Annotated in this window: 21 protein-coding genes and 2 tRNA genes; 16 read left to right on the plus strand and 7 right to left on the minus strand. The window is 44.3% G+C overall.

Annotation, left to right across the window (positions count from 1 at the left end; all coding sequences use genetic code 11):
- Window positions 1–71: 71 nt before the first annotated feature.
- The 3 genes from QWZ13_RS08875 to QWZ13_RS08885 are packed head-to-tail and all read right to left on the minus strand — an operon-like array spanning window position 72 to window position 3,925.
- Window positions 72–2,183 (minus strand): alpha-galactosidase, encoded by a 2,112-nt coding sequence (locus QWZ13_RS08875; RefSeq protein WP_290281461.1) that lies wholly within the window; start codon window positions 2,181–2,183, stop codon window positions 72–74.
- Window positions 2,184–2,187: 4 nt separating this feature from the next.
- The gene (locus QWZ13_RS08880) at window positions 2,188–3,039 is read right to left on the minus strand and encodes a carbohydrate ABC transporter permease (RefSeq protein ID WP_290281462.1); all 852 of its coding nucleotides are present in this window, start codon (window positions 3,037–3,039) and stop codon (window positions 2,188–2,190) included.
- A 4-nt stretch (window positions 3,040–3,043) separates the two neighbouring features.
- Window positions 3,044–3,925 (minus strand): carbohydrate ABC transporter permease, encoded by an 882-nt coding sequence (locus tag QWZ13_RS08885; RefSeq protein ID WP_252728745.1) that lies wholly within the window; start codon window positions 3,923–3,925, stop codon window positions 3,044–3,046.
- 184 nt (window positions 3,926–4,109) lie between these two features.
- Between QWZ13_RS08885 and glpK the strand changes: the two genes are divergently transcribed.
- Entirely contained in the window at window positions 4,110–5,609 is a 1,500-nt protein-coding gene (gene glpK, locus QWZ13_RS08890; protein ID WP_290281463.1) for a glycerol kinase GlpK, read from the plus strand.
- Window positions 5,610–5,695: 86 nt separating this feature from the next.
- The gene (locus tag QWZ13_RS08895; protein WP_290281464.1) at window positions 5,696–7,723 is read left to right on the plus strand and encodes a methyl-accepting chemotaxis protein; all 2,028 of its coding nucleotides are present in this window, start codon (window positions 5,696–5,698) and stop codon (window positions 7,721–7,723) included.
- Here QWZ13_RS08895 and QWZ13_RS08900 read toward each other — a convergent pair.
- Window positions 7,710–8,162, minus strand: a complete 453-nt coding sequence (locus tag QWZ13_RS08900) for a dCMP deaminase family protein (protein ID WP_290281465.1) — start codon at window positions 8,160–8,162, stop codon at window positions 7,710–7,712. The two genes, QWZ13_RS08895 and QWZ13_RS08900, sit on opposite strands and share 14 nt — an antisense overlap.
- On the opposite strand from QWZ13_RS08900, the gene QWZ13_RS08905 reads away from it, so the two are divergent.
- Window positions 8,161–8,715, plus strand: coding sequence for a cyclic nucleotide-binding domain-containing protein (locus tag QWZ13_RS08905; protein ID WP_290281466.1), 555 nt, complete (start codon window positions 8,161–8,163; stop codon window positions 8,713–8,715). The genes QWZ13_RS08900 and QWZ13_RS08905 overlap by 2 nt on opposite strands.
- A 4-nt stretch (window positions 8,716–8,719) precedes the next feature.
- On the opposite strand, the gene QWZ13_RS08910 is transcribed toward QWZ13_RS08905, so the two are convergent.
- The 3 genes from QWZ13_RS08910 to QWZ13_RS08920 all read right to left on the minus strand — a co-directional run bounded on the left by QWZ13_RS08910 (window position 8,720) and on the right by QWZ13_RS08920 (window position 9,920).
- A tRNA-Glu gene (locus QWZ13_RS08910) sits at window positions 8,720–8,794 on the minus strand.
- Between the two features lie 31 nt (window positions 8,795–8,825).
- Window positions 8,826–8,900, minus strand: a tRNA-Glu gene (locus QWZ13_RS08915).
- Window positions 8,901–9,011: 111 nt separating this feature from the next.
- Window positions 9,012–9,920, minus strand: a complete 909-nt coding sequence (locus tag QWZ13_RS08920) for an OmpA/MotB family protein (RefSeq protein ID WP_290283322.1) — start codon at window positions 9,918–9,920, stop codon at window positions 9,012–9,014.
- Between the two features lie 178 nt (window positions 9,921–10,098).
- Here QWZ13_RS08920 and QWZ13_RS08925 point away from each other — a divergent pair, with 178 nt between their 5' ends.
- The 13 genes from QWZ13_RS08925 to QWZ13_RS08985 all read left to right on the plus strand — a co-directional run bounded on the left by QWZ13_RS08925 (window position 10,099) and on the right by QWZ13_RS08985 (window position 25,126).
- The gene (locus QWZ13_RS08925) at window positions 10,099–11,745 is read left to right on the plus strand and encodes an AMP-binding protein (protein ID WP_290281467.1); all 1,647 of its coding nucleotides are present in this window, start codon (window positions 10,099–10,101) and stop codon (window positions 11,743–11,745) included.
- Window positions 11,746–11,900: 155 nt separating this feature from the next.
- On the plus strand, window positions 11,901–14,132 hold the full coding sequence (gene flhA, locus QWZ13_RS08930; protein ID WP_290281468.1) for a flagellar biosynthesis protein FlhA: 2,232 nt from the start codon (window positions 11,901–11,903) through the stop codon (window positions 14,130–14,132).
- 10 nt (window positions 14,133–14,142) lie between these two features.
- Window positions 14,143–15,522: a flagellar biosynthesis GTPase FlhF gene (flhF, locus tag QWZ13_RS08935; protein ID WP_290281469.1), complete on the plus strand. Its 1,380-nt coding sequence runs from the start codon at window positions 14,143–14,145 to the stop codon at window positions 15,520–15,522.
- 76 nt (window positions 15,523–15,598) lie between these two features.
- Entirely contained in the window at window positions 15,599–16,423 is an 825-nt protein-coding gene (locus tag QWZ13_RS08940) for a MinD/ParA family protein (protein WP_290281470.1), read from the plus strand.
- Window positions 16,424–16,445: 22 nt separating this feature from the next.
- Window positions 16,446–17,162 carry an RNA polymerase sigma factor FliA gene (locus tag QWZ13_RS08945; protein WP_290281471.1) on the plus strand — a complete coding sequence of 239 codons (717 nt, stop codon included), beginning with the start codon at window positions 16,446–16,448 and terminating at the stop codon, window positions 17,160–17,162.
- A 196-nt stretch (window positions 17,163–17,358) separates the two neighbouring features.
- On the plus strand, window positions 17,359–17,733 hold the full coding sequence (gene cheY / locus QWZ13_RS08950; protein ID WP_435407400.1) for a chemotaxis response regulator CheY: 375 nt from the start codon (window positions 17,359–17,361) through the stop codon (window positions 17,731–17,733).
- Between the two features lie 28 nt (window positions 17,734–17,761).
- Window positions 17,762–18,676, plus strand: coding sequence for a protein phosphatase CheZ (locus tag QWZ13_RS08955; protein WP_290281472.1), 915 nt, complete (start codon window positions 17,762–17,764; stop codon window positions 18,674–18,676).
- A 9-nt stretch (window positions 18,677–18,685) separates the two neighbouring features.
- The gene (locus QWZ13_RS08960) at window positions 18,686–20,965 is read left to right on the plus strand and encodes a chemotaxis protein CheA (protein WP_290281473.1); all 2,280 of its coding nucleotides are present in this window, start codon (window positions 18,686–18,688) and stop codon (window positions 20,963–20,965) included.
- Between the two features lie 18 nt (window positions 20,966–20,983).
- Window positions 20,984–22,030 carry a protein-glutamate methylesterase/protein-glutamine glutaminase gene (locus QWZ13_RS08965; RefSeq protein WP_290281474.1) on the plus strand — a complete coding sequence of 349 codons (1,047 nt, stop codon included), beginning with the start codon at window positions 20,984–20,986 and terminating at the stop codon, window positions 22,028–22,030.
- A 57-nt stretch (window positions 22,031–22,087) separates the two neighbouring features.
- Window positions 22,088–22,819, plus strand: a complete 732-nt coding sequence (locus QWZ13_RS08970) for a MotA/TolQ/ExbB proton channel family protein (protein WP_290281475.1) — start codon at window positions 22,088–22,090, stop codon at window positions 22,817–22,819.
- Between the two features lie 82 nt (window positions 22,820–22,901).
- Window positions 22,902–23,672, plus strand: coding sequence for a ParA family protein (locus QWZ13_RS08975; protein ID WP_290281476.1), 771 nt, complete (start codon window positions 22,902–22,904; stop codon window positions 23,670–23,672).
- Window positions 23,673–23,731: 59 nt separating this feature from the next.
- Window positions 23,732–24,592, plus strand: a complete 861-nt coding sequence (locus QWZ13_RS08980) for a chemotaxis protein CheW (RefSeq protein ID WP_290281477.1) — start codon at window positions 23,732–23,734, stop codon at window positions 24,590–24,592.
- A gap of 54 nt (window positions 24,593–24,646) precedes the next feature.
- On the plus strand, window positions 24,647–25,126 hold the full coding sequence (locus QWZ13_RS08985; protein ID WP_215999173.1) for a chemotaxis protein CheW: 480 nt from the start codon (window positions 24,647–24,649) through the stop codon (window positions 25,124–25,126).
- Window positions 25,127–25,170: the final 44 nt, after the last annotated feature.

The raw sequence follows: 25,170 nt of genomic DNA on the forward strand, positions 1-25,170 counted from the left end.
TCTTTATTGTTTTTGACGACTTCATTTCTTTTAAAGGGTTATCTTAAGGTCCCTTTAGACCTTTTTACTTTTTAATCACAAGCTTCAAGCTTGAGAATTAAAATAGTTTCAGGGTCAAGCACCGGTAGTGGTAACCCTTTGTTCATTAGCCATTCACCTTGCACCTTTACTTTTGGTTGTTCTAACCAATGCGGCTTTTTCTTCATGAGGTGTTGGGTGTGTTGCGGTTGAATCAGTACTTTAATTTGATATTGTTGATCTGGTATTAAATAAGGAATTCGCAAAAAGCCCGGAACAGAAAACTCCGGCATGGCCTTTTGGAAAATACTGATATAACCGTTTGATGCTCCTTTCACGAAAAAGCCAATTTGGTTTTCGTCTGGGCAGGTTAAAGGCACGCGAATACCTGAATGGATGTCTTCTCGAATATCTTTATACAAATTCAGATAGGTTGTTAATTCAGCTTGATCGGCCTGGTTTAGCTGTCTTAAATCACACTCAATACCTAAGTGGCAAAAAAGTGCCGTCGCAGCTCGTACTTGCATTGAATGGGTGCGACGTGTTGTATGGCTGGTATCGGGTCCAATATGTGACCCTAAAACTTCTGCTGGGAAAAACAAACTGGCCCATTGTTGCATGCGTTGTCGTTCTAACGCATCGTTACAATCGCTTAACCAAAAACGATGAGTATGCTTTAAAATGCCGAAGTCCATACGGCCACCGCCAGAGGAGCAAGATTCTATTTCTACGTTTGGAAAAGCGGTTCTAATGCGAGCTAATAAATTATAAAGTCCGTGCACATAGTCTGCATAGGCCGCTTTCCCTGTGTAATCCCCTGCTTGCAACAGGTCGCGGTTCATATCCCATTTAATATATCGAATAGGGTGTGCCTTGAGAACGTTACCAATACTAGTAAATAAAAAATCCACAACGCTTGGGTTGGACATGTCTAAAACCCATTGGTTTCGTCCGCTGGGTTGATGCCTATTAGTAATGGCTAGAACCCAATCAGGGTGAGCACGAAAAAGGTCCGAATCAGTGCTGACCATTTCCGGTTCAAACCATAAACCAAACTCTAAATTGTTTTTTGAGAGTGATTTGACAAGCGGTGCAAAACCTTCTGGATAAACGTCTTGATCGATAACCCAATCACCCAATGCAGTTGTATCGTCTCTTCGCCCTTTAAACCAACCATCATCCAGCACAAATCGCTCTGCGCCTACTTGATGAGCCGCTTGAGCGAGAGCATCTAACCCTTCTTGGTTGTGATCAAAATATACGGCCTCCCAAGTATTAATATGTATAGGGCGGGGTGTCGATGTTGGGAAGGTCAGAATGTTTGTTCGCACAAATTTTTGAAAGTTTTCGCTAATACCAGCCAACCCAGCCTGGGTTGTCGTTACATAGAGCGGTGCGTTATGAAATGATTGATCCATTGTCAACAACGCTTCACCTGGCATTAAATAGATGCCCGCTTGATACTGAGTAAGTCCAAGCTGATTCCGTTCAATACGTTGCGTATGGTTTCCGCTCCAACCAAGGTGCATGCCATAACATTCACCGCTCTCATTTCTAAAAGCATGTTCAGCCAGCAATAAACCAGGGAAGTGATCCTGAGAGGTGCGGCCTTTCAGGTTGGTTAATTCTAGTGTTCCTGTAGGAATCGTTGATTCAATGGGCTGAAACTCATTCACCCAACGGCCAGAAAAATGCATCGACTTTTTAAAATGAGAAGGAACGGGCAACGACGTTAACAACTGCGTAAGCTCTAGAGTCTCTTTACCTGTATTTGTAACGCTGGTTTCGAAACAAAAAGTGTCGGTTGCTTCGTCAATGGTAATACGAAGGTTTAACCGAATGTTGGCGTGACAGTCATTAAATGAAAGAGTCAGCTGTTTATCTTCGCTGACGCAGTCAACATTTGTCCATTGAATAACCCAGTCTTGCCCAGCTCGATGGCACTTCAATGATGGATTTAAATAGGTACCATCGGCGTATGTAGACGCTAAACTTAAGTGTTGAATTTCATCCAGCCCCGCTTGGGCGAGCGGAGGTAATACAAGATTTGACAGTTCACTTTCGGAGTAAGGTTGTTTTAGTTTTGGACCTAAATAAATTAGCCGAGCATCCTTGTTTTCAAGGGAGATAACCAATGATGTATTTTTCGAATTAAGAACCTTCATATGATTAACCCTTGGTAGCGCCTAACGTTAAGCCTGCAATAAAGTGCTTCTGCATTGCGAAAAATAAGATCACGGGCGGTAAGGCTGCGACTATTGAACCGGCTGAAATAAGATTCCACGAAGCCAACCATTGACCTCGAAGGGCACTGATACCAGCCGTAACTGGGCGAACTTCATCGCTTTGAACCAACACTAAAGCCCAAAAATAATCGTTCCATACAAAGGTGAAAATAAGGACAGCTAATGCCGCTAGAGCGGGTCGAACTAAAGGTAATATAATTGAGTTAAAAATCTTCCATTCTGAGGCACCTTCTAAACGGCAACTCTCAAGTAATTCATCCGGAATGCCGACAATGAAATTCCGCATAAACATCGTGCAAAAACCCGTTTGAAAAGCAAGGTGAAACAAAATGAGCGCCCAAACCGTGTCGTACATGCCAAGGCTGATGGTTAAATCTCTTACGGGGATCATTAAAATTTGAAAGGGTACAAAGTTGCCTCCAATAAATAATGCAAATACGGCAAGTCGACCTTTAAATTTGAATTTCGCAAGACCAAAACCGGCAAGCGTGGCTAATAAAACAGAACCAAACATAACCGGCACAGTGACTAAAATACTGTTCAGTAAGTAGCGAGCCATATTGGTCGAGCCAAAAACGGCTGAGTAGTTTTCAATTAAGTTAAAGGATTCAGGAATCCCCCAGTAGTTACCCGCGTTAATATCAGCAATAGAGCGTACGGATGTCATTAAAACTGCGGCTAATGGGAGTAGCCACAAAATAATCGCAATTGGTAAAGCAACTTTATAAGAGACTTGTGTAAATTTGCGGGTTTCGGCGATGGGAGTCGGGAACATACGGCTAGCCTCTCTCGTCTTTTAACATGCGCCACAAGAAGAAGGCGATGTAGATCAACATGATTAGAAATAATACGGTAGCAATGGCCGCGCCATAGCCCATGCGGTAATTAAAAATTGCTTGTTCGTACATGAAATACGCTAATACTGTCGAGCTGCCATAAGGTCCGCCAGCCGTCATTGATGCAACAAGGTCAAACGATCTTAACGCTCCAATTACAGTGACAACAATAGCGATAAAAGTGGCCGGCCTTAGTTGTGGCAATATGACATGCCTAAGCATGGTCCAGCCTTTTGCTCCGTCCATGCGTGCCGCTTCAATTTGCTCGGGCTGTAGGTTGTTTAACCCTGTGAGAAATAGAATCATTGTGTAAGCTATTTGTGGCCATAGACCTGCTGCAATAATGCCGTAGGTGACCAGTGTTTCGTCGGCCAAAACAGGGATAGGATCAAACCCAAAAAAGCCGACAATAATCTTTAGTAGACCGTAGCCAGGGTCATAGAACCATGCGAAAACAATGCCGATGATGACTTGAGATATGACAAACGGAAAGAAGAAGAGCGATTTAACGGCTCTAATGCCAAGCACTTCTTGATTCAAGAATAAAGCAATGCCTAATCCAATTGGCACAGCCAACATAAAGAAGACTAACCACAGAATATTGTTCCAAAGAGCGGTCCAAAATTGAGGGTCGTAATACAGGTCAATGTAGTTCTGAAAGCCGATAAAATACTTAGGGCCGATGCCGTCCCATTCATAAAAGCTGTACGAAATACTTTGCACGATGGGGTAAATCACATAGACCACAAATAGGATCAACGCTGGCAACATAAAGAGCCAAGGCGTAAGGCGCTCTAACAGTGGTTTTTGAGTGGATGAAGTCAAGATATCAGCCCTTATATTTGTATTTTTTAACTTGGACGAAAATCATTATGTAATGCCTTGGTAACGTTTTCAAGAACTTTTTGTTATGGTTGATTTTTGATCGAAATTAAAAAGGTTTTAACGCTACAAAAAAGCACCGTTCGACTGTAAAGTATGTAAGGAAATAATAATAAGGACTCCTTTAATGGCACGTTATATTCTATCGATCGACCAAGGCACAACGAGCTCAAGAGCCATTCTATTTGATGTTGCTGGTAAAATTGTGCATACCTCAGCGCAAGAGTTTGAACAAATTTTTCCCGAAAATGGCTGGGTAGAACACGACCCAAATGCCATTTGGGATACCACCTTAACTGTGGCAAAAGAGGTGCTGTGTAAGGTAGAAGCTCAAGACGTTGTTGGAATGGGCATTACCAACCAGCGTGAAACAACTCTGGTCTGGGATAAGCACACAGGTGAGCCGATATATAATGCCATTGTTTGGCAAGACAGGCGGACAGCCGATTATTGCCACCGTCTAAAAGCTCAGGGCGTTGAAGAAACCGTTACTCAAAAAACAGGGTTAGTACTGGATCCATACTTTTCGGCTACTAAAGTCCGTTGGATTCTTGAAAACGTTCCCGATGCTCGGGAAAAAGCAACAAAAGGGGACCTTTTATTCGGCACTGTAGATAGCTTTTTGTTGTGGCGTTTAACCAATGGCGCTGTGCATGCTACCGATGCGACCAACGCTTCAAGAACTCTATTATTTAATATACATACTCAGCAATGGGACTCAAATTTACTGTCTCTTTTTGATATTCCTGAGTCTATGTTACCGGAAGTAAAAGATTGCGATTCTGTGTTTGGTGAAGCCCACAAAGACATACTGGGTGTATCGTTGCCAATAGCCGGCATTGCGGGTGATCAGCAAGCCGCGTTGATTGGGCAGGCATGTTTCTCGCCTGGCATGGTAAAGAGCACTTATGGAACAGGGTGTTTTGTCATAGCGAATACAGGTGACAAAGCGATTGCGTCACACAATAAGCTACTAACAACCGTAGGCTATCGTATCCAAGGAAAAACCACCTACGCCATCGAGGGCAGTATTTTTATGGCAGGCGCCACGATGCAGTGGTTGCGTGATGGAATTGGTTTAATTGACCATGCCAGTGAATCATTAGCGATGGCCGAATCGGTCGGCGCTCATCAATCTGTTTATCTTGTGCCCGCTTTCACAGGGCTTGGTGCGCCGTACTGGAACCCAGAGGCAAGAGGTGCACTTGTTGGAATGACAAGGGATACCGGTCCTAAAGAAATTGTAACGGCCGGCCTACAATCGGTGGCTTATCAGACACGAGATTTGCTAGAAGCCATGGCTAAAGATGGTTTGAATGAAATAAAAAGGATTCGCGTAGATGGGGGTATGGTCGTAAATGATTGGGCAATGCAGTTTTTATCTGATGTTTTGCATGTCAAAGTAGATAGACCTGTTGTAACAGAAACAACCGCTTTAGGTGCGGCTATGTTGGCCGGTTTAGCTTTAGGCGTTTTTGATTCGCTGGATGAATTGTCTGAGCTTTGGGCCGAAGAACATGAGTTTGAAATGACCATGCCGCAAGCACAATCAGAACAACTATACCAAGGCTGGGTTCGTGCCGTTAAAGGTGTAGAATTCATGGCACAATTGGAAAGCGATCAGTAATATTCTCATTTAGCTCGGCTCTCCATTATTCAAAGTGACAGTGCCGAGCAGTCTTATAAATCTAAAAATAAACTCAAAGGTTTTAAATGATCAATAATTTAACAGTAGTCGGCCGACTCATAACTGGGTTTGCTGTGTTAGCGGGCGGCATTTTGTTGTCTACTTTAATGAGTGTCAGCGGCTTGACCAATATTAAGTCTAATTTAGATGTTATTGTAAATTCGGCCAATCCAGCGGAAAGGGCGGCCAGTCAATTACAGCAAGCTGCGTTGAATCTTACGTTGCACCTGTCTGAAGGCTTTAATGCAAAATCTCTGGCGGAGCTGAATTTTGCTTCGCAAAGTATTCAGGCCGATATAAAACTCTTTGATGAGCAATCACAAGTGCTCACACAGGCTTTGCGTTCAATGCCGCTGCAAGAAAAGAACCTCAAACAAGTAGATTCGCTGTCTGGCCGTATATCGGCACTTTCAGAGCGTGCGAACGGAGATATTGGGGACTACCGACTTAGTCTTAAATCCCTCGATGACATTGTGAATAAAAGGGCGGCCCTAGCTGACGTACGAGAAGAGTTAGAGATTTCATTGCCTATGCTCATTGAAGAAACCTTTGACCCCTCTGCGCAGAAGTTAGTTTATGAAGCAAAAGGCATCATAGATCGAGGGACCAGTTTAGCGCTACAAATAAGTTACGCGAATAATTTAGAAGATTTTTCTCAATCACAGCGCCAGTTTAGTCAATTCGCAGACGATTACGGTCGCCTTGCTATGCGCCTTTTAGGGTTTGCCCGTTCCGATAAATTTTTTGCCGACAACTTAAAAGTGGTCACGACATCCGTGCAAAAAGTTATTGGGCTTGTGCAAGAAACAGGTGGAATTGCACCTACTTTAAACAGTTACTTACAGTTAAAAAGTACATTGAATCGCAATGTTGATGAGGTGGCTTCAGAGCTTAAAGAAGTGGTTGCTGAATTGAGTGTGATTTCGTCAAAAATAACCACAGAAGCAAACAAAGTTGCCGCAAAGTCTGCTGCCAAAGTTTCTGAAACCTACATTCGTCTTGTGCTGGTCGGTGTTTTGGCATTATTTTTATCGGTGATCATTGCCGCTCTTGTTGTGTTTTCAATACGAAAACCGATTAAAGCCTTAAATCGTTATATTAGTGAAGTCAGTGAAGGGAATTTAACCGCCAGCTTAACATTGAAAAATAATGACGAGTTTTCGGCAATAGCACGACGCATCAATAGATTAGTGGTGGCATTGCGTAGCATGGTTTTAGATATTGAGGCTGAAAGCCTCAAGGTGAATGAAATTGTGAGTCAAACCCGAGATGTGTCGGAAAAGACTCAAGTGAAGATCGAAAACCAACGCCTGGAAATTGAACAGGCTGCCGTTGCGATCAGTGAAATGTCACTGTCGATTGGTGAAGTAGCGTCTATTGCAGAACAGACCAGCCAAAATATGCAAGAGGGTGAAAAAGAAGCCAGTTCAATTGAGCAGATGATCAATACCACCGTCGCCTCGGTTGAAAAGCTGGATATTCAAATGCAAGAGGCGGTAGAAGTCATTTCATCATTGGATGTCGGGGTTAGCAGTATCGAAGGAATTTTAGAGACGATCCAAAGCATTGCTGAGCAAACCAATTTATTGGCCTTAAACGCCGCCATTGAAGCCGCTAGGGCGGGAGAGCAAGGAAGAGGCTTTGCCGTAGTGGCCGATGAAGTGAGAACGTTGGCTGGCAATTCAGCTAAATCTACCGAAGAGATTCGCTCTAAAATTGATCAAATGACTAAACAGTCAAGAGCGGCCGTGCAGGTTATTGAGCAATCAAGGGCGGCGTCGGAAAGCGTGTCGAAAACTTCACTGGAGACGGGTGCTAAGTTCACGCATTTTGTAAAGTCGATAAGCGATTTGAGCGCTGCGAATGTTTCCATTGCAGCCGCCGCCGAGGAGCAAAATGCAACCACCGACCAAATTGCACTCTTAATGCAATCGGTTGGCAGTAATGCACAAGAAACAGCCGACCAAGCTAAGCAAGTTGCCAGCAGCATCGCTGGTCTTAGCTTAGTCGCAAATGAATTAGATGAATCGGTTCACCAATTTAAGACAAGTTAGTCATTTCGCCGGTGGGAACCCAGTCTACTTCTACACCGGCTTCTTTAAACATATCTTCACTGATTTTGATTTTTTCACCCCAACGCGATAAAAAATCTTCGCTTTGTTCAGGGCAATGTACCACAGAAATCCCTGTCTGAATGATTTTAGCTGCACAGTTAGGGCATGGGAAATGAGTGACCCAGATTTCGCACTGAGTTAAATCTCGCCCAGCAAATAAAATAGCATTTTCTTCGGCGTGAAGTGTTTTTAGTAGCTTCATTTCACGATCATCTGTATCTGCGCTGTCTGATATTCCGTGCGGGTAGCCATTAAATCCCAACGACACAATACGATTCTTGCGAGTTATAACCGCACCAACCTGTGTTGACGGGTCTTTACTCCAAGAACCAACTAGTTGCGCCATTTGCACAAATCGACCTGCCCATTTTGAAATCATGTCTATAATCCTATTAATAGAAGCTATTTTTATCGCCGTTAGCTTAAATGACTTGTCTCAGACTATAAAGGCTGCACTCATTATTTGTGCAGGAATAGGAAGTGTATTCATGAAGCGATCCAGTCAGGTATCTGTGTCCAAAATCATCCAATTGATGAAAAAAATCCCCATTTTCGATGCATTTACTAGTGAAGATCGAGCACAAATGGCGGAGCACGCGCAAATTTATATTGCCAACACCGACGAAGCCATCATTGAGCGAGATGCTAAGGATAACTGCTTCTATATATTGTTAAGTGGCGAGGCTAGGGTATTGCTCAGACAGAAAGATGTGTCGCCGTTGGCAACCATTGAGCCTGGAGACATGTTTGGTGAGATAGGTTTTGCGCTGGGTACGCCACGAAGTACATGGGTATTAGCCAATCAGCTTTCTGCGCTGCTTAGAGTCGATCATAAATTACTGGATGCGTTGGATCATGCTTTGAAGGGGAAAGTGAAAGATCAGATTATACTTAAAATGGCTAATACCATTTCGGCGTTAAATAGCCGGTAAGAAATGGCATCCCGTAGGGGACTTGAACCCCTGTTACCGCCGTGAAAGGGCGGTGTCCTAACCGCTAGACGAACGGGACACACAGTTTTCTTTGCTTTGCTGAAATTAAGTGGCATCCCGTAGGGGACTTGAACCCCTGTTACCGCCGTGAAAGGGCGGTGTCCTAACCGCTAGACGAACGGGACACTGTGCTCATTTCGAAAGCGCGCGAATATTAACATTGCCTCATCACATTGCAAGAACTTTTCTAAAATTAATTAAAAAAATCAATCGGTTAGCGAAAAATTGACGTTTTTTTAGTCGATGACGATTTCGATGCGTCGGTTGACTTTCCAAGCAGTGGCATCCGATTCATCTCTAATTGGTGCATTGGCCGCCTTGCCTGCTACGGTAAAGCGATTGCTATTAACACCTTGGTCGATTAGGTTAACCAGAACCTTTGAGGCTCGTACAGCGCTGAGTTCCCAATTTGTCGGGTAGTTTTGTGACAAAGATGAGGTGATCGGGCGTTCATCACTGTGCCCAATAACCAATATACTCTTGTCTTGAAAGCCATTTAACCCTTCTGCAATGGGCGCTAATAAGTCTTTTGCATTAGCGCGTAATTGCACGGTGCCCGGCACAAATAGAGTTTCTAGCGGAATGCTGATTGAAATCGACTGATCCGATTTTTGTACAATGCCAATTTCATTGTTTGGATCTATGGCTTTAACTTCTTTGATTAGATTACTTAAAGACACAGAGTCGATGGGAGAAGCGCTGTTCGATACGTGGGTGCGATTTTCTAAGGCTCGCTTCAAATTCGCAATCGTAGCATCAGCATTGGTGAGCTGGCGACGAGTGGTTTCGAGGTCTAATTCAAACTTCTTTGCTTGCTGCTTGGCGAGCTCAAGTTGCTGAGCCGACAGTAAGGCAATTTCTTGACTCTTTTGATAATCTGCTTTTAAGTTGGTTAAAGCAGATTGCAACTCTCTAATCATTGTTGCCAGCTCTAATTGAGTGGATTGCATCAGCTCTACTTGCTCTCCACGCTGACGCTGGCTCTGTTGGCTTTGCTCGTTCTGTGTTTCTAAGGTTGTTATTTCCGATGTGAGCTCGGTAACCTGAATTTGGCGCTGGTTGTTTTCGAAATATAAGAATAGATTGGCTAATAAAGACATCAATAGCGCAACCATTGAAAAGATCATTTTTTGAGTCGATGTCATACTGGACAATGCGTCATCCTATTGCTGAATGCTGTTGAATCACTGGTTATATCATAGTTTATTCTATGATTTACGAAATCAGGTTGATAATGCCATAGTGATGCTTGCAGATGAACGAATTATTTGGTGAAGTAGAGCGAGCTCTCCAATAACTATAAAAATAGCGTAAGGAAAAACTATGAATTACCGTACACCGCTTGAAATGTTACGAAGCCATGCTGAAAATTCGGGCGATAGACCCTTTCTTCATCAACCGGCGAACCGCCAATGGCGCATTATTACTTGGAAAGAATCGTTAAGGCAGGTGCAAGTGATTGCGGCTGGTCTCCAAGCTCAAGGCTTACAGCCAGGTGATAAGGTGGCCATATTAGCGAAAAACTCAGCGGAATGGTTTCTGGCCGATTGGGCCATAATGATGGCCGGCATGATCAGTGTGCCTATTTATTCGACTGCCGGTGAAAGCACTCTTAAATATATTCTAGAGCACAGTGAAGCCAAAGCCGTGTTTGTTGGTAAATTAGACGATGTTACCGCCGCAAACAATGTGCTCGATGGCTCTATCCCTCGCATTGCATTTCCTTACCCAACAGCCAACGCTGATATGCAGTGGAATCAGTGGTTGCAAGATTATCAGCCGATAGAAAACCCAGTAGACCCAAGCCTTGATGACATTATGAGTATTGTCTATACATCAGGCAGTACCGGAAACCCGAAAGGCGTTATCATCACCTTCAAAAATTTTGCATCGGTCAGCGAAACACACTCTAAGTCTATGGAGTTAGGTCCAGAAGATCGAGCGGTGTCTTATTTACCTTTGGCGCACATTACGGAGCGCGGCGTTATTCAAGGGCCAAGTCTGTACGGCGGTGGCAAGATTTACTTTGTAGAGTCGTTAGACACCTTTGTTGATGATTTAAAGTACGCACAGCCGACCTTATTTTTATCGGTACCAAGACTGTGGACGCGTTTTCAATCGGGCGTTTATGAAAAACTACCGGCTAAAAAACTCGAAAAACTCCTTAAAATACCGTTGATCGGTAAATTAATTGCTAAGAAAGTTCGAACTGGATTAGGGCTCAACAGCGCTCGACTTTTTGGCTCGGGTTCAGCGCCTATTTCACCGAGTATTTTACAATGGTATACCACCATCGGCGTGAATATTTGTGAAGGTTGGGGAATGACCGAAACAACGGGTCTTTCTTGCACTAACTTGCCATTTGAGGCTAGCCGCATAGGTACGATCGGCATGCCGTGTGATTGCGTTGAGATGTCACTGTCAGATGAGGGTGAAATTATAATTAAAGGCGATGCTGTATTTAAGGAATACTATAAAAACCCAGAAGCCACAGCCGAAGCCTTCACCGACGGATGGTTCCATACGGGTGACCGTGCCTTGAAGAACCCTGATGGCAGCTTCAAAATTATTGGGCGCGTTAAAGAAGAGTTCAAGACCGGCAAAGGCAAATACGTTGCACCGGTTCCTATTGAATCTTTATTAGCTTCTAATGCTAATATTGAGCAAATATGCGTCATGGGGACGGGTCGAAAGCAACCTGTTGCGGTCATAGTATTGGCTGAGCATTTACAAAATGCGGAACGTGCGCCAATTCGTGAATCTCTTCAAGAAACGCTTACTTCGGTGAATGAAAAATTAGAGTCTCATCAAAAGCTTGATTGCCTCATTGTCGCGAAAGATGCTTGGACAATTGAGAATCAGTATTTGACGCCTACTTTAAAAATAAAACGCACCGATCTTGAAGATCATTACCGCACAATTGCCATGAAAGGCGAATTGTCTTCTGTGATTTGGGAAGACGAAGTTTAATTATTAATCAGCAGCGTGTTCGATTTATAATCAATCGGCGCGCTGCGCTTTCTTGCCGCAGAAACATCTTTCCTTAAATTATAAATTTTGCACCAACTTGGCCTAATACTTGCGATCTATTCAGTTAACTTACTTTATTGACTGAATTTTGACGAATGGCGCTATTTGATTCTGTCCGCTCTGCCGGATCCCAGTTTAAACATGTCGATGGTCAGGCCGTACTGCGAGGTACTGGGCGTAATGCTCAACTCGCCAGTAAGCGTTTATTGGGCGTTCCAGTATTCCTACTGATGCTTCTTGGGTTAATGACGTTACCTGTTCCAACGTTGATGCTCGATACGTTTTTCACCTTTAATATTGCCTTATCCATCGTAGTGCTTCTGGTGTCTATTTATGTTTTAAGGCCACTCGATTTCTCAGTGTTTCCATCCATTATTCTTGTCGCTACTTTAATGCGTTTAGCGCTGAATGTAGCTTCAACTCGAGTGGTTTTGATGCATGGTCATCAAGGCGGTGATGCTGCTGGTAAAGTCATTGAAGCGTTTGGTGAAGTGTTGATTGGTGGTAACTATGCCGTAGGTTTGGTGGTGTTTGCCATTTTAATGATTATTAATTTTGTCGTTGTCACCAAAGGTGCCGGGCGAGTGTCTGAAGTGAGCGCTCGATTTACGTTAGACGCGATGCCAGGCAAGCAAATGGCCATAGATGCTGACCTTAACGCAGGCTTGATTGATGCCGATACGGCTAAAACGCGTCGAGCCGAAATTTCTCAAGAAGCCGATTTTTATGGTTCAATGGACGGTGCGTCAAAATTTGTACGCGGCGATGCCGTAGCGGGCATCTTAATTCTTGTGATCAACATTGTGGGTGGACTGGTCATAGGTATGATGCAGCACAACCTTGAGTTTTCAGATGCTGTGCAGAAATATGCGCTGTTAACGATTGGTGATGGCTTAGTCGCACAAATTCCTTCGCTATTGTTATCTGTAGCGGCCGCCATTATGGTGACCAGAAACAGCTCAAGCATTCAAATGGGCGATCAAATCTCCCAGCAGATGTTTGGTACGCCAAATGCATTATCTATAACTGCCTTCGTATTATTTATAATGGGTATTATCCCAGGAATGCCTCACTTCGTGTTTTTGAGTTTGGCGGTGATTTCTCTTTTGGGCGCATTTTTTATTAAGTATAAAGAAAGTGTCGAAGAAGGGACGCCCTTTGTACCTATGAAGGCCGGTTCGCCGGCATTTGGTAGCCCTCAAATTGGTGGTGCGGACAAAAAAGCTTCATTAGAAGGGCCTCCGCCGGTAACACCGAGCCCCGAAGAGACAAAAGAGTTGAGTTGGGATGACGTGCAGCCGGTTGATGTCATAGGGTTAGAGGTGGGCTATCGACTGATACCGCTAGTAGATCGATCGCAAGGAGGGCAGTTGTTGGGGCGCATTAAAGGGATTCGTAAAAAGTTATCGCAAGAGCTCGGGTTTTTAGTCCCTTCTATTCACATTCGTGACAACCTAGATTTAATGCCAAATGCTTACCAACTAACTTTAATGGGTGTTTCTGTCGCTGATGGGGAGGTGTACCCAGAAAAAGAATTGGCTATTAATCCCGGGGAAGTGTTTGGTCCGTTAGAAGGGGTTAAAACGGTCGACCCTGCTTTCGGGCTCGAAGCCATTTGGATTGAGTCAGCCGAAAAAGATAAAGCGCAAACACTAGGATATACCGTTGTAGATGCCAGTACAGTCGTAGCAACTCATGTTAATCATGTCTTGCAGCAGCATGCCTATGAATTATTGGGTCATGAAGAAGTGCAGCAAATGGTCGATCTGTTGGCGAAAAACTCACCGAAGTTAGCTGAAGAGCTGGTGCCTAATACCTTGTCTTTGTCGCAGTTACTTAAAGTATTGCAAAACTTATTGGTTGAGGATGTTTCCGTTAAAGACATGAGAAGCATTGCGGAATCTTTAACTAACATGCCAAACAAAACTCAAGATATTGGCATGTTAACCAACGCCGCACGTATGGGGCTTTCTCGAATGATCGTGCAAAGTATTATTGGTAACGCGAAAGAAATCCCCGTTATTACGCTGGATCGAGGGTTGGAACAGCTATTGCATAAGACTGTACAACAGGCCGGCGCTGATGGAAATCTTGACAGTGTCGCCCTTGAGCCAGGAATGGCTGAACGGTTGCAAGGTTCATTGGCGGAAGCCGTGAAAAACTTAGATGCCGAAGGTAAGCCAGCTATTTTATTGGTGGCTGCATCTCTTCGAACCTTGCTTGCGAAATTTGTTCGTCACGGAGTTGAAAATTTAAAAGTATTGAGTTTTCAAGAAATTCCAGACAACAAGCACATTACGATAGTAGCCACAGTCGGCGGCCAGTAAGGAATAGTCCATGAAAATTAAGCGTTTTACAGCATCAAATATGCAGGCAGGATTAAAAATGATCTCTGAAGCATTGGGACCTGAAGCGGTTATTCTTTCGAATAAACGGATGGGGTCTGGGCTGGAAATTGTCGCAGGCGTGGACGAACAAGACTATGAGCAATACGCGGCCGAACACGAAACAGAAGTCCAGGCTGACGTAAAGCACACCACAGAATCGGGCATCATTAAAGCGCAAGCGAGCCAATCGCTCGATGCCGACACCATGGCTCAATTGCTAGATGGCATGGCAGGTAAGAATAAACAATTATTTACCTCAGCGCGTGATGAGCCGCCAGTAAACTTCGCGCCAAGCACCCAAGAAAATGTCAACCCTGTAGTGGAGCGGCCAATACAACGGCACGCTCAGTACACACAGCCTTTTACCGCATCGCCATCTCCAAAGGTTCAGGAAGACTCTGCTCCGATATCGAAAAAAGATACTGAGGCCTTTGATGTTATCCGACAAGAAATTGACAGCTTGAAGAGTTTGTTGAAAGAACAGACTGAGCAATTGAGTACGCCAGTTGGCCAGATGAATCCTCAATATGAGCGGTTAGAGTCTCGCCTACAAACGCTAGGTTTTACACGGAGTGTGGTCAACAAATTAATGGCTCATTACGATCGGGAAGACTCGTTAGAGAGCAACTGGCGTCGTTTGATGGGGCGATTGAGTTCTGCAATACCCGCACCGCTATACGAACCTACCGCTAACGGGGGGGTGTTTGCGGTGAACGGACCTACCGGCGCTGGAAAAACGACAACGATTGCAAAATTAGCGGCACATGCCGTTAAAGATTTTGGCCAAGAACATGTCGCGCTTATATCGTTAGATTGGTTTCAGGTTGGCGGCCAAGATATTTTAAAATCGGTTTCTAGTATTTTAAATGTTGAATTTCATGCACTGACCGAAGGTGAATCTTTGGGTGATAAGTTAACTGAGCTTAAATCTAAGAAAATAGTATTTATTGATACCAGTGGCAGCAAAGAGGCGATGGCCTATTGGAATGCACTGATCAGCAAAGAACGACTATCACGAGTCATTCAAACCATGATGGTGATACCCGCCACCATGCAGCCAGCGGCACTGTCACAATTTATCCAGAATTATACTAATGTGAACTTTGACTCTGTGATTTTGACGAAACTTGATGAATCGGCGAGTTTTGGTGGCGTTTTAGAGCCAGTGCTCAAGCATCGCTGGCCAATTTGGTACTGCAGTGACGGTCAGAATATCCCACAAGACATTGAAATGTGTGAAGTAAAGCCACTGGTCCAGCGTTTGGTTTCCAGTTTGAATGGCCGTAATTCTAAGTCTCCAGCGACAGAAGTGGCGCTAAAAGTCGGCTAAATTTATAATTTTAAAGAGAATAGCGCGCAAAATTCGATGTCTGTTCTATACTGAGCAGCAAGAAAGGAAATAGGTAATGAATTCAGTGAACCCAGTACAAGTAGTCGCGGTATCCGGCGGAAAAGGTGGTGTCGGGAAAAGCAATGTATCTGTAAATATGGCAATAGCGTTGGCCGAACAGGGCAAACGCGTGGTATTGCTTGATGCCGATCTTGGGTTAGCGAATCTTGATATATTGTTAGGCTTATCTGTGAATAAAAACATCAGTGATGTTTTGGCAGGTGAAGCCACTTTATCTGAAGTCATGGTAGAAGGCCCTTCAGGAATAAAAATCATTCCAGCCTCTTCAGGTACTCAACAAATGGCCAATTTAGGCGAAGTTGAACACGCAGGTATTATCACCGCCTTCAGTGAATTGTCTGATTATATGGATGTGCTAATTGTTGATACCGCGGCCGGTATTTCAAAAACAGTGACGAGTTTTGTTCGTGCAAGCCAAGAAACTCTGATTGTCGTGACCGATGAACCCACCTCTATTGCCGATGCTTATGCGCTGATTAAAGTTCTAGAACGAGATTGTCGTCTTAATCGATTCCGTGTTGTCGCAAACATGGTTCGTACGCCAAAAGAAGGGCAAGCATTGTTTAATAAGTTGGCAACCGTCGCGGATCGCTTCTTAGATGTAACCTTACAATATTGCGGCTCTATCCCTATGGATGAAGCCGTACGAAAATCCGTGCAGCGTCAAAAAGCTGTATTAGAGGCGTATCCACGTTCAAAAGCTGCTGTTGCTTATCGATCGTTGGCGCAAAAAGTCGCAACCTGGCCACTCCCTGTAACACCAAAAGGCAATCTAGAGTTTTTTGTCGAGCGTTTAGTGCAAGGTGTTGGGGTCGCCTAAGATGTCGGTGCAAAAATATACTATGTATAAAACCGAAAAAACGATTAATTATGAACAAATGATCGATCAGTATGGACTATTGGTCAAACGTATTGCTCATCATTTACTCGCTCGGCTGCCCGATAGCGTGCAGCTAGAAGATCTAATTCAATCGGGCATGATTGGGCTATTTGAAGCCGCCGGCAATTACGATCAAAGCAAAGGGGCGAGTTTTGAAACCTATGCCGGAATTCGTATTCGAGGCTCAATGCTAGATGAAATTCGTAAGGGCGACTGGATACCGAGAAGTGTGCATCGTAACTCTAGGCGTATTTCTGATGCTATTCACGTAATTGAAATGCGTGAAGGCCGTGATGCTCAAGATCACGAAATTGCTGAAGAATTAAACATCAGCATAGATCAATATTTTGGTTTATTAAAAGACACGCAAGGCTCTCGTTTATTTAGCTTTGAAGAACTTGTCGAAAACAATAATTCAGAGCATAAAGAGCCTAGACCCGAACTAGTGGATGGTGAAGCCCCTATTGTTGGGTTACAAAATGATCAAATGAACGATCAGCTCGTTGAAGCCATGAAAGCGCTGCCCGAACGGGAGCAAATTGTCATTGCACTTTATTACGAAGAGGAATTAAACCTTAAGGAAATAGGCGCGGTGATCGGCGTAAGTGAATCTCGAGTGAGCCAAATCCATTCTCAGGCAACCATGCGTTTGCGTTCTAAAATGCGTGACTGGACCTGATTCATTTTATTATCCCTAATTTCCTTTATTTATTATAAACTTATCGAAATTTCTGCCGATAACTCACTATAGTGATTGATTGGCGGATGATTATTTGATCATAGCAATCTAAAAAACTGGATAGTGCTGAACTTCAGTCTATCATTAAATAGAGGTTGCTAAAGATAGGCTATAGGAGGTCATCTTGGACAAAAATATGAAAATTCTAGTTGTTGACGATTTTTCAACCATGCGACGAATCGTTAAGAACTTGTTGCGAGATCTGGGTTTCACGAATACACAAGAAGCTGACGATGGCGCAACGGCTTGGCCTATGTTGCAATCGAGCGACTTTGATTTTGTGGTAACCGATTGGAATATGCCAGGCATGACGGGTATTGAGTTATTGCAGAAAATTCGTAGTGACGACCGGCTGAAAGATATTCCCGTATTAATGGTGACTGCCGAAGCTAAGCGCGACCAAATCGTTGCAGCGGCTCAAGCAGGGGTAAACGGCTACGTCGTTAAGCCATTCACTGCTGCGGCGCTAAAAGAAAAAATTGAAAAAATCTTTGAGCGCGTAGACGGCTAGTTTATCGCCTATTCTTCCGGGGGAGTTTATGTCGGAAATAGAACATGACTCTAATGAGTTTGAGGAGCTGCTGAAAGCTAAAGCACCTGAACTTATGCAACATGTTGAAGCGGGTAACATTGAATTAGCCGTAAATGTGTTAGAGCAATTACAACAAGCACGGATGCCAGATATCGGTAGCGACTACGATCTTGTTTCTGCGCTGAAAGAAAAAGCATTAGTTTTGCATGATAAAATTGAAGATGGTGAGCTTGAAGAAGCAATGACCACTTTGCAAGAAATGCAAACTGTGCGTGACCGTGGCTTATATCAGGAAGTCGGCAAGCTTACCCGTGCATTGCACAGTGCTATTACCAATTTTCATATTGATGGCGATGATGAAGTTGATCACAACGACATTACCAATATGAGTGAGGCGACCGATCGGCTGAGCTATGTGATGAAATTAACTGATCGAGCCGCAAATAAAACACTCGATTTAGTGGAAGACAGTCTTCCCGTAGCAGACGCATTGAAAGATGAAGCCAGTTCATTGAAAGCAGAATGGGAACGTTTGGTTCAACGTGAGATGACGCCTGATGAATTTCGAGGGCTTTATTGGCGGTTAGATGAATTTTTTAAACGGTTAGATGACGATACCCAGAAACTATCGGGCAATATGACTGAAATATTGATGGCTCAAGATTTCCAAGATTTAACCGGTCAGGTCATCACTAAAGTTACTGGGTTGGTGAAAGAAGTCGAAACCAGCCTAGTAGACCTAGTCTTTATGGCGAGCCAAGTTGAGCAAATCACCGGAATGGTAACAAAAGGTGAAGAATCGAAATCAATGGTCGATAAAGACATGAAAGGGCACGGTCCACAGATTAATTCAGAAAATGATGAAGAAGTGATGGGCAGCCAAGATGATGTTGACGATCTTTTATCTAGTTTAGGTTTTTAAGGGGCACCTATGGGCTTTGAAGCGGATGACGAAATTCTCCAAGATTTTATGGTAGAAGCCGGTGAAATTTTAGAGCAGCTGTCTGAACAGCTTGTCGATTTGGAAAATAGACCGGACGATAAAGACTTATTGAATTCCATTTTCCGTGGCTTCCATACTGTAAAAGGCGGGGCCGGATTCTTACAGCTAACGGAACTCGTAGACTGCTGCCACGTTGCTGAAAACGTTTTTGACACTCTTCGAAACGGTCAACGCTCCGTTGATGCCGAGCTCATGGATTATGTGTTACAAGCCTTAGATTCTGTTAACGAAATGTTCGCGGCTATTGGTTCTGAAGATGGTTTACAGCCCGCAGACCCTGCGCTTATTGAAAAACTTTACTACTATGCAAAACCCGAATCTGAGACAGGTCCCAGTGATTCGGCCGCTGAAGAGTCTGTCGAGGTTGAAGAGCCCGTTGCAGAGGCTGAACCGGAACCCGACTCGAGTGCTTCAAATGCCAGTGAAGACGGAGAGCCTGGCGACGATATTACCGATGCTGAATTCGAGCAATTATTGGATGCCATAAACCCTAAGGAGGCTGCTGCACCGGCTAAAGCACCCGAGCCCGAGCAAGCCGATGCCGCCTCGGCAAGTGCTGGTGACGGTGATGAAATTACTGACGATGAATTTGAAGCTTTACTGGATCAGCTTCATGGTAAGGGTAAATTTAAAGCCGAATCAGAGGCTTCAGGTAAACCGGCCGCTGATACAAGCGCAAAACCCGCCGACTCGAGTACTGCGCCTGCAGCCGAACCCAGTGGCTCACCGAGTAATGACGAAATTACCGACGATGAGTTTGAGGCGCTACTTGATCAGCTGCATGGCAAAGGCAAGTTCGCTGCTGGCGAGAGTGATGCTAAGCCAGAGCAAGCCGCTAAACCGGCGCCCAAAGCAAGCGAACCTGATCCTGAGCCGGTTAAAAAGCCTGAGCCAGCTCCAGCACCTAAACCCGCTGCGGCGAAGAAGCCAGAGCCAGTCAAAGCTGAAGCGGCTAAACCAGCGGCTGCGGCTAAACCGGCGGCCGCCGCAAAACCAGCTGCCGGAGGCGCTAAAGCACCGGCCGCGGCCGCGACTCAAGATACAACCGTTCGTGTTGATACCCAACGGCTCGATGATATTATGAACATGGTTGGCGAACTGGTGCTGGTGAGAAACCGCTTAGTGCGTCTGGGCAGTGAACTTGAAGATGAGTCTTTGCAAAAAGCCGTCAGTAACCTAAATGTCGTCACCGCCGATTTACAATCATCTGTTATGAAAACTCGAATGCAACCTATTAAGAAAGTATTCGGGCGTTTTCCTCGAGTTGTTCGCGATTTGGCGCGTAACTTGAAGAAAGAAGTAACTTTGGAGTTGGTCGGTGAAGAAACCGATTTAGATAAAAACTTAGTAGATGCTTTGGCCGATCCTTTGGTGCATTTGGTTCGTAACTCGGTCGATCACGGTGTTGAAAGCCCTGATGTCAGAGTGTCACGCGGTAAGCCTAAGATGGGCACTATTATTTTGGCCGCTGAACAAGAAGGTGATCATATTTTACTGACCATTAAAGACGATGGTAGTGGTATGGATGCCGAAAAATTACGCAGTATCGCTGTTGATCGAGGTGTAATGGATCAAGAAGCGGCCGATAGACTCACTGAAAAAGAATGTTTCAGCTTAATCTTTGCGCCAGGTTTCAGTACCAAAGAAGTTATTTCGGATGTTTCCGGCCGAGGCGTCGGGATGGACGTAGTGAAAACCAAAATTTCACAACTTAATGGTACCGTCGATATAGACTCGAAATTAGATGTTGGGACTACGATCAATATTAAAGTACCGTTAACTTTAGCCATTATGCCTACCTTGATGGTCATGTTAGGTCATCAAGCTTTTGCTCTGCCTCTGGCGAGCGTTAACGAAATTTTCCACCTTAATTTGTCGCAAACCAATGTCGTCGATGGCCAAGAAATTGTCTTAGTCCGTGGAAAGCCAATTCCATTGTATTATTTAAACAGATGGCTAACCGATTACCAACCAGAAGGTGGTGTGAAAGAGCCAACCCAAGGTCATGTGGTGGTGGTTTCTGTTGGAATTAAAACGGTCGGTCTTGTTGTTGATCAGTTGGTGGGGCAAGAAGAGGTGGTCATCAAACCGCTGGGCAAGTTACTGCAGGGTACCGAGGGTATGGCAGGTGCAACCATCACCGGTGATGGCCGAATGGCATTAATTTTAGATATTCCAGGGTTGCTGAAAGCGCACACTGGTGCATAAGAGATTCGAGGGAAGTAAATGCCTGTTAAGGTTTTGATAGTTGATGATTCATCGTTTTTTAGAAATCAGATAAAGGCAATACTTGAAGCGAACCCGCAAATTAAAGTCGTAGGCGAAGCCAGCAATGGCCGCGAAGCTATAGATAAAACCAAATTGCTCAAACCCGATATCATCACAATGGATTATGAAATGCCATTGATGGATGGTATCACCTCGGTTCGTCATATCATGAACGAGACACCAACCCCTATTTTAATGTTTTCGTCATTAACTCTGAAAGGTGCACGAGTCACCTTAGATGCATTGGAAGCAGGCGCTGTTGACTTCTTGCCAAAATCATACGAAAAAGTGTCGGGGTCAAATTCAAGCTTACGGCAAATATTAGTTCAGAAAATCCTAACGCTGACAAAACCTGCGGTAAAAATGCCTTCGGCGGCTCCTGCCAACTTGCAAGAGAAAGCCTCGGTAGTCAAACCCAAAAGTGCGAAGGCAAAAACCTATGCGCAACGATTCGAGATTGTAATGATAGGTACTTCTACAGGGGGGCCAGTGGCATTGCAAAAAGTACTGACCCAGTTGCCGGCTAATTATCCTGTACCAATCTTATTAATACAGCATATGCCAGGTACATTCACCGGAGCGTTTGCTGAGCGGCTTAATAATTTATGTAATATATCTGTGCAAGAAGCGAAAGATGGCGATTCATTGAAACCTGGCACGGCTTATTTAGCGCCAGGTGGGCAACAAATGATCTTATCGCAAAAAGGTAAGTTAAAAGTGATGGCAGGCGAAGAACGCTTAAATTATAAGCCTTCTGTCGATCTAACATTTGGCAGCGCCGTGAAATATTATGGCCGTAATGTGTTAGCCATTGTATTAACCGGCATGGGAGCTGATGGTCGTGAAGGTGCCCGTTTATTGAAATCGGTCGGAGCCGCCGTTTGGGCGCAAGAAGGCTCTACCTGCGTGATCGATGGTATGCCATCTGCGGTTGTAAAGGCTAATTTGGCCGATGAAATTATCCCTCTAGAAGACGTCAGTCAACGAATGAAGTCAGTCGTTTAATTATTCGAGATTTCCTAAAAGAGATCTAGGCTTAAGGCATTCATTTTTAATGTTGAGGTGGCTATGTTTCCAGCATTAGGGCTATTACTGGCCTGGTTAAGTACGGTTGTTTACCCTTCATTTATTTTAACCTTTGGCCAGCACGGTGCGGGTTTAAGTATGCTTCTGGCATTGTTAGGTGTCTTGTTTATCCGACACGACTTCAACCAATTAACGGCCATGTGGCAACAATTTCCAAGTATATTTTGGAAAGAAACCGTCTCACCCGATCAAACCATTCAAAAATTAACACTTTGGAATCAATTAGCGAAACAAAAAGGTTATTTAGCGCTAGAGCCTCAGTTAGAAAAAGAGCAAGATGATTACATTAATATCGGACTTCAATATATTATTGATGAAGTAGATGAATTAAAATTAACGCGTAGTTTGAATGTAGTCAGTCAGACTCGCCAGGAGAATGGCGAGTATTTAATTTCATTGTTTCATTTTCTTGGTCGCAGCGCTGTTGGTATTGGCGTTTGTTTCAGCCTTTTTGGTTTATATAGTTTAATTCATAGCGACCAACTAGCTCTCTATTCGTTGGTTATGGTTGCGCCTGTGCTCATTTCTTTGGGTTACGGCGTTGGATTATATTGTTTGTTTTTTTATCCATTAGCGTCACGATTAAAAGTTAGGCTGCAAATAAGGCTGCGCCACGATGAAATGGTGCAAGATGGGTTTGTCGCGATAATTCATCAGGAAAACAGCAAGGTTATGGCGCATCGTTTGCAAGAATATTTTAAGAAATAGGTAAACTAATGATGTAACTAGCCGATAAACCATTAAGAAGAATCGTCTGGTGTCGGCTTTATGAAAAGTTTGAGGGTTTAATATGCAAGTCTGGTCAGTCGCTAACCAAAAAGGCGGCGTCGGTAAAACTACCTCTGTAGTGTCCATTGGCGCATTGCTTGCTGAACAAGGCCACCGGGTCTTATTGTTTGATCTTGACCCACAAGGGTCACTGACCAGTTATTTTGGCCACAACCCAGATGACATTGCGCACAGTGCCTTTGATTTATTTATGAACAATGGCGAAATTCCTGATGAAGTGTTGAATGAAGTGATTATAAAGACTAGTGTTGAAAATATGGACATGATTCCAGCTTCAACGGCATTAGCAACCTTAGAGCGTAACATCAGCCAACAAGAAGGTATGGGGTTGGTCGTGTCTAAAACACTGGCAAAGTTGTGGGATGATTACGATTTTGCATTGATCGATACTCCGCCATTGTTAGGTGTTTTGCTGATAAATTCATTGGCGGCTTGTCGAAAGCTGTTGGTTCCAGTTCAAACTGAATTCCTTGCGCTTAAAGGATTAGAGCGAATGGTTCATACCATTTCAATGGTCATGAGATCGCAAAAAAGAGATTTAGATTATCTTGTTATTCCAACGATGTTTGATCGTCGAACTCAGGCTTCCACAAAAACCTTAAAAGCTTTAAGAGAGCAACACGAAGGCCACATATGGCATACTGCCATTCCTGTAGACACTCGCCTTCGTGATGCAAGTCGAGAAGGGAAAGCCATTAACCAGTTGGATCGAAATTCTCGCGGTGCGCGGGCCTACAGCATATTGCTTAAAACACTCTTAGAGCCGAAATAAATGATGACCTGGGCTGCAGTAAATATTAAACCCGTTTTTAGCCAAAGGTGTGCTTAGTTGTGAAAGATTCTGCGACTTCAAAGGTGAAAACTAAAACCGCCGTTGTTTCTAATAAATTGGCGGTAATGTCATACCTGGATGAAATGTTGCATGTTGCCACCAGTACTGCGGAAGAAATGGAAGCAAAATCGGCTGATCCAAAGCCTGTCGTCGTGCCTGAAATAATTCAACCAGAGCCAGAACCAGAGCCAGAGCCAGAACCAGAGCCAGAGCCAGAGCCAGAGCCAGAGCCAGAGCCAGAACCAGAGCCAGAACCGGAACCAGAGCCAGAACCAGAACCAGAACCAGAACCAGAGCCAGAGCCAGAGCCAGAGCCAGAACCAGAGCCAGAGCCAGAGCCAGAGCCAGAGCCAGAACCAGAGCCAGAGCCAGAGCCAGAGCCAGTGCCTGAAACGGGCCCTAAATTGGCAGCCGATGGTTACCCAGAATGGGCTCAAGGCCGATTCGAATGCTTGGTTTTTCAAGTTGAAGGGCTAAAATTGGCCGTTCCTTTATTGTTGCTGGGGAATATACATCCGTTGGATAAAGAATTAACCGCATTGTTTGATCAGCCCGACTGGTTCATAGGTTTATTACCCGTTGCTCAAGAACGTAACATACGAGTAGTCGATACGGCTCAGTTAGTGATGCCAGAGCGGCATAAGCCAGAAAACAAAGAGCGATTGCGATACGCAGTTGGCGTACACGATTCAGATTGGGCGTTTGGTGCCGATTCTATCGAGGGGTCAATCACGTTAACCACTGATCGAGTGAAATGGCGATCTACCCGAACCAGTCGTCCTTGGTTGGCTGGAACGGTAATTTCGGAGATGTGCGCGTTGGTCGATTTAGATGCGTTTGATCGAATATTGAATGGTTAGCGGAATGCCAAATCTAGTCTATTATTAGTTGATGAATGTCGTGGAGGAAGTTTAATGACAGCACAAACACTGAAAGCCGGAGATGATCCTATTCTCCAGTGGGTTACTTTCCGATTGGAAAATGAGACCTATGGTATCAACGTTATGCAAGTCTCTGAAGTGCTGCGTTATAACGAAATTGCGCCCGTGCCAGGTGCGCCGTCTTATGTAATTGGCATTATTAACTTGCGCGGTAATGTCGTGACCGTGGTTGATACGCGTGAACGCTTTGGGTTGCCCAAAACCGATATCACCGACAGTACTCGTATTGTCATGCTTGAAACGGATGATCAGGTGGTGGGTATTTTAGTTGATGCGGTTGCCGAAGTGGTGTATTTGCGTCAATCAGAAATAGAAGTCGCCCCGAACGTTGGCAATAACGAAAACGCCCGTTACATTCAAGGGGTTAGCCATAAGAATGACGAATTACTCATTTTAATCGAAATCAAAAATTTATTGACTGAGACTGAGTGGGCCGAATTGGCCGAATTGTAAAATTGGCCTGATTTATGCTGAATAGAATAAAACGTCAATAAATT

Source organism: Reinekea marina (assembly GCF_030409715.1).
GTDB classification, from domain to species: domain Bacteria; phylum Pseudomonadota; class Gammaproteobacteria; order Pseudomonadales; family Natronospirillaceae; genus Reinekea; species Reinekea marina.